The organism is Nocardiopsis sp. NPDC055824 (assembly GCF_053616335.1).
Window position 1 is genome coordinate 1 of the sequence record NZ_JBSHDN010000325.1, and the last position, 4,519, is coordinate 4,519.

At 77.2% G+C, this 4,519-nt stretch carries 4 protein-coding genes; all 4 read left to right on the top strand.

The window, feature by feature from the left end:
* Positions 1–972: ABC transporter permease (locus ACWGL3_RS31145; protein WP_452462122.1), on the top strand; the 972-nt coding region annotated here is incomplete at its 5' end.
* Positions 969–1,820, top strand: a complete 852-nt coding sequence (locus ACWGL3_RS31150; protein WP_267944961.1) for an ABC transporter permease — start codon at positions 969–971, stop codon at positions 1,818–1,820. The genes ACWGL3_RS31145 and ACWGL3_RS31150, both read left to right, overlap by 4 nt.
* Positions 1,813–3,216, top strand: coding sequence for an ABC transporter ATP-binding protein (locus ACWGL3_RS31155; protein ID WP_267944960.1), 1,404 nt, complete (start codon positions 1,813–1,815; stop codon positions 3,214–3,216). Before ACWGL3_RS31150 ends, ACWGL3_RS31155 begins: the two co-directional genes overlap by 8 nt.
* A gap of 116 nt (positions 3,217–3,332) precedes the next feature.
* Positions 3,333–4,487, top strand: a complete 1,155-nt coding sequence (locus ACWGL3_RS31160) for a chorismate-binding protein (protein ID WP_452462123.1) — start codon at positions 3,333–3,335, stop codon at positions 4,485–4,487.
* Positions 4,488–4,519 lie beyond the last annotated feature (32 nt).

The following is a 4,519-nucleotide window of genomic DNA, read 5'->3' on the forward strand; positions in this document are numbered from 1 at the left end:
GCCCCCCGCCCCCGCACCGCGGGGGCGGTCACGGGGGTCCCGCTCCTGTTCGCCCTGGTGCGGACCGTGCTCCTGCTGGCCCTGGTCTCGGTGGCGGTGTTCACCGCCACCGAACTCCTGCCCGGCGACGCCGTCGACCTGCGTGTCACCCCCGGCGCCGACGAGGAGGAGGTCCGGGAGCTCCGTGAGGAGCTGGGACTGGACGCCGCGCCCTGGCGGCGCTACCTCGACTGGGCCGGATCGCTGCTCACCGGAGACCTCGGCACGTCCCTGGTCAACGGCCGCCCGGTCGCCGACGCCCTCGCCCAGCGGCTGCCCGCCACCCTCGCGGTGGTGGGCGGGGCGCTGGCGGTGGCGACCCCCGCCTCCCTGGCGTTGGCCTGGTGGGCCGGGGGTTCCCGGCGGGCGCGCCGGCTGTCCACCGCGGTCCTCACCGGAGGCGCCGCACTGCCCACCGCGGTCACCGCCGCCGCCCTGGCGGCCGTGTTCTCCGGCGCCCTGGGCCTGGTGCCCCCGGTATCCCTGCTCCCGCCCGGAGCCTCGCCCTGGCAGCATCCGGAACTGCTGTTCCTCCCGGTGGCCTCCCTGGCCCTGCCCACCGCGTTCTTCGGCGCGAGCCTGCTGGCCGGTGCGGTGGCCGACACCGTACGCCTGCCCCACGTGGCCGACGCCCGCCGGCGGGGGGTCCCCCCGTGGCGGATCGCCTCGACCGACGTGCTCCCCTTCCTCCTGGCCCCCTTCACCCGGGTCACGGCGAACACCGCGGGAGGGCTGATCGCCGCCGCAGCGCTGGTGGAGACCCTTTTCGGCTATCCGGGCATCGGATCGCTGCTCGTCTCCTCCCTGGCCTCCCGGGACCTGCCCGTCGTCCAGGCCACCGCGGTGGTCGCCGCCGCGGTCGTGCTGGTGGGACTGCTGGTCGGAGACCTGGTCGCCGCCCTGACCGAACCACGCCGGAGGCCGGTCCGGTGAACCGTCGCCTCGCTCCGGTCCTCGCGTCGCTGTCCGTCCCCCTGTTGTCGGCCGCGGTCCTGGCCGTCGCCCTGTTCGGCGGATGGTGGGCGCCGCACAGCCCCACCTCCTCGACGGGCGCGCCCTGGCAGCTGCCCGACCCCGTTCACCTCCTGGGAACGGACGCCCTGGGCCGCGACGTCCTGTCCCGTGTCCTGGCCGGCGGAAGGGGGCTGCTCGGCGTCTCCGTCGCGGCCGCCGTGTGCGCCTGTGCCGTCGGGACCGCCGGCGGGCTGGCCGCCGGGTGGTTCGGCGGGCCGGCCTCGCGGCTCCTCACCGCCGTGGCCGACCTGCTGCTAGCCCTGCCCTCCCTGCTCCTGGCCCTGCTTGCCGCGATCGCCCTGCCCTGGCACACGGCGGTGGTTGTCGCGACGGTGTGCGGAGGGGCCCCGCTCACCCTGCGCGTGGTCAAGGACGCCGTCCGCGCGGCCCGCACCTCCGGGTACGTGGAGGCCGCGCTCCTGCGCGGGGAGGGCACCGCCTCGATCCTGCTGAGGGAGGTCCTCCCCGCCGTTCGGGGGCTGGTCGTCGCCGACCTCGGGCTGCGCCTGGTGGTCGCGCTCCAGGTGGCCTCCGCACTGAGCGTCCTGGGGCTGGGGGCCGCCCCGCCCGCCCCCGACTGGGCCCTCATGCTCAGGGAGAACATGACCGGCGTGGCGATCAACCCCTGGGCCGTGGCGGCACCGGCCGTGGCGCTGGGGGCCACCACCGTCCTGCTCGCCCTCCTGGCACAGCTGTACCTCTCCGACGACCGCACGCCCGGGAGCCGCGACCGCGGACCCGCACGGAAGGAGCCCGCGGATGGCTGAAGGACTGCATGCGGAGGCGGTGCTGGTCGAGACCGACCGCGGGGCCGCCGTGGTCGGTCCGGTGGACCTGCGCGTGCCGGACGGCGGGGTGCTCGCGGTCATGGGCCCGTCGGGGAGCGGCAAGACCAGCGCCGTCCTGGCCGTGCTGGACGCGCTGCCGCCCGGCCTGGTGCGCAGGGACGGCCGGGTGCGCTGGCGGGGGGCGCCGGTGCCCGCGGGACGCGCGGCGCGCCGATGGCGCCGGGCCGCCACGGGCGTGCTCGGCCAGGACCCCGCCTCGGACCTGCACCCCCTGCGGCCGGTCTGCGCCCTGGTCGCCGAAGCCCTGCCGGGCGGCCTGCGGCGCGCGAACGCCGGGGCCGTCCGGGCGGTGCTCACCTCGCTGGGACTGGACGCCGACGCCCTGTGGCGCCGGCGCCCGCACGAGCTCTCCGGGGGCCAGGCCCAGCGTGTGGCGCTGGCCCGGGCGGTCGTCGCCGATCCCGGGGTGCTCGTGCTGGACGAGCCCACGAGCGGCCTGGACCCCGCCACGGTGGAACTCGTGCTCGACGTCCTCGAACAGCGGAGGGGGCGCCCGGGGAGGGTCACCGTCGTGGTCACCCACGACCGGGGGTTCGCCGACCGTGTGGCCGACCTCCGCCTCGACATCGGCGGGCCCGAACCGGTCCGCGGAGCCGCGTCCACGACCGTGGGTCCCCGGTCCCCGGGGGGCGCTCCGGTCCTCGGCCTGCGGGAGGTGCGCCTCACGGCCCCGGGCGGGCGGGAACTGCTCGGCGGAGTGGACCTGGCCGTCGGTCCGGGGGAGGCGGTCGCCGTCCTGGGTCCTTCCGGATGCGGTAAGTCCACCCTGCTCAGGAGCCTGGCGGGGCTCCATCCTCCCGCGGCGGGTTCCTTCTCGCTCGGTGGCAGGCCCCTGCCGGCCGGCCACACGGACCGTTCCCGGGAGGCGCTGCGGGCCGTCCAGCTGGTTCCCCAGGACCCGGCCGGAACCCTGAACCCGGCTCAGCGGGTCGCGACGGCGCTCGCACGCCCGGCCATGGTGCTGCGGGGGCTGACCCGCGGCCGGGCCGCCGCGGAGGTCCCCGGGCTCCTGGAACGGGTCGGGCTGCCGCCGGACGTCGGACGCGCGCTGCCGGCCCGCCTCTCCGGCGGCCAGCGCCAGCGCGTGGCCATCGCCCGGGCCCTGGCCGCACGCCCCCGGGTCCTGCTGGCCGACGAGGTGTCCTCCGCCCTGGACGCCGCGAGCGCCCGCACGGTCCTGGACGTCCTGGACGCCCTCCGCGCCGAGGAGGGCCTGGCCGTCGTCATGGTGACCCACGACCGGCACGTCGCCGACCGCATGGACCGGGTCCTGACGCTGGCCCCGGAGAGCCGCTCCCTGGTGCCGGGTCCGTAGTGCTGCCCCCGGCAGCGGACCCACCGCGGCGCGGTCGTGCCCGGCGCCGGGGAGCCTGCGCGGCCGGGCGGCAGTTCCATCGGAGACCACTCCCACCCCTGTAGAGGATTCGACACATGCCTGAACAGAGAACGCCGGCGCCGGCGCCGTCCGTCGCCGAGCTCCTGGCCTCCTACCGGCCGGGGGACACGTTCTTCTCCACCGGTGCCGGCGCACTGCACGGGACCGGGGTCCTGGGGGTCGCGGAAGAGGTGCACGAGGTCGACTCCCTGCTCGGGAGCGCGGGGCCCGAGGGCGTGGTGATGGGCGCCATCCCCTTCGACGGGCGGCGGTCGGCCCGGTTCCTGCTCCCCCGAACGGTGCGCCACGCACCCGCGCCGCCCCGGGGCCGGGCGCCGGGCCTGCGCCGGCGGCCGCTGCCGGGGGAGTGGGGGTCCACGCCCGTGCCCGCCCCCGACGAGCACAGGGCGTCGATCGAGCGGGCGATCGCGCTGACGGCCGGGGACGGCGGGCCGGACAGGGTGGTGTCGGCCAGGGGCCTGCGTCTGCACAGCACGTCGGCGGTCGATCCGTCCACGGCGTTGAACAACCTCCTCTGGCGCGATCCGGGCGAACCCGTCTTCGCGATCGACGTGCCCGGCCCCGGGGCGGAGGACCGCACCCTTCTGGGGACGGGCCCGGAACTGCTGGTCTCCAAGCGCGGGAGCCGGGTGGCCTCCCAGCCGCTGTCCGGCTCCGTCCCCCGCAGCGCCGATCCGACCAAGGACTACCGCAACCGCGAGAGACTGCGTGCCTCGGCCGGGGACAGGCGTGAGCACGCCGTCGTGGTCGACGCGGTGGCGGAGTCGCTGGAGCCCTACTGCCGGACCCTGGCCGTGCCGAAGCGGCCCGAGCTGGTCGGAACCGCCACGATGTGGCACCTGTCCACCCGCCTGGAGGGGACGCTGCTGGACGCGGATGTGCCGGCGCACCTCCTGGCGGCGGCCCTGCGTCCCGCCCCGGCCGTGTGCGGCTCCCCCTCGCGGCCCGCGTCCGGGGTGGTCGGCGCGCCGGAGCACTTCGACCGGGGTTTCCACTCCGGAGCCGTCGGCTACAGCACGGCCCGGGGCGACGGCGAGTGGGTCGTCGCCGCCCGCTGTGCCGAGGTGTTCCACAGCAGGGTGGACGCCTTCGTCGGCGGTGGCGTCATGTCCGGTTCCGACCCCGGGGCCGTCCTGTCGGAGACCACCGACAGGATGCGCGCGCTCCTGTTCGCCCTGGGCGTGCGCTGAGCGCTTCCGGGGCCGCCGCGGGCGGTGGGCCC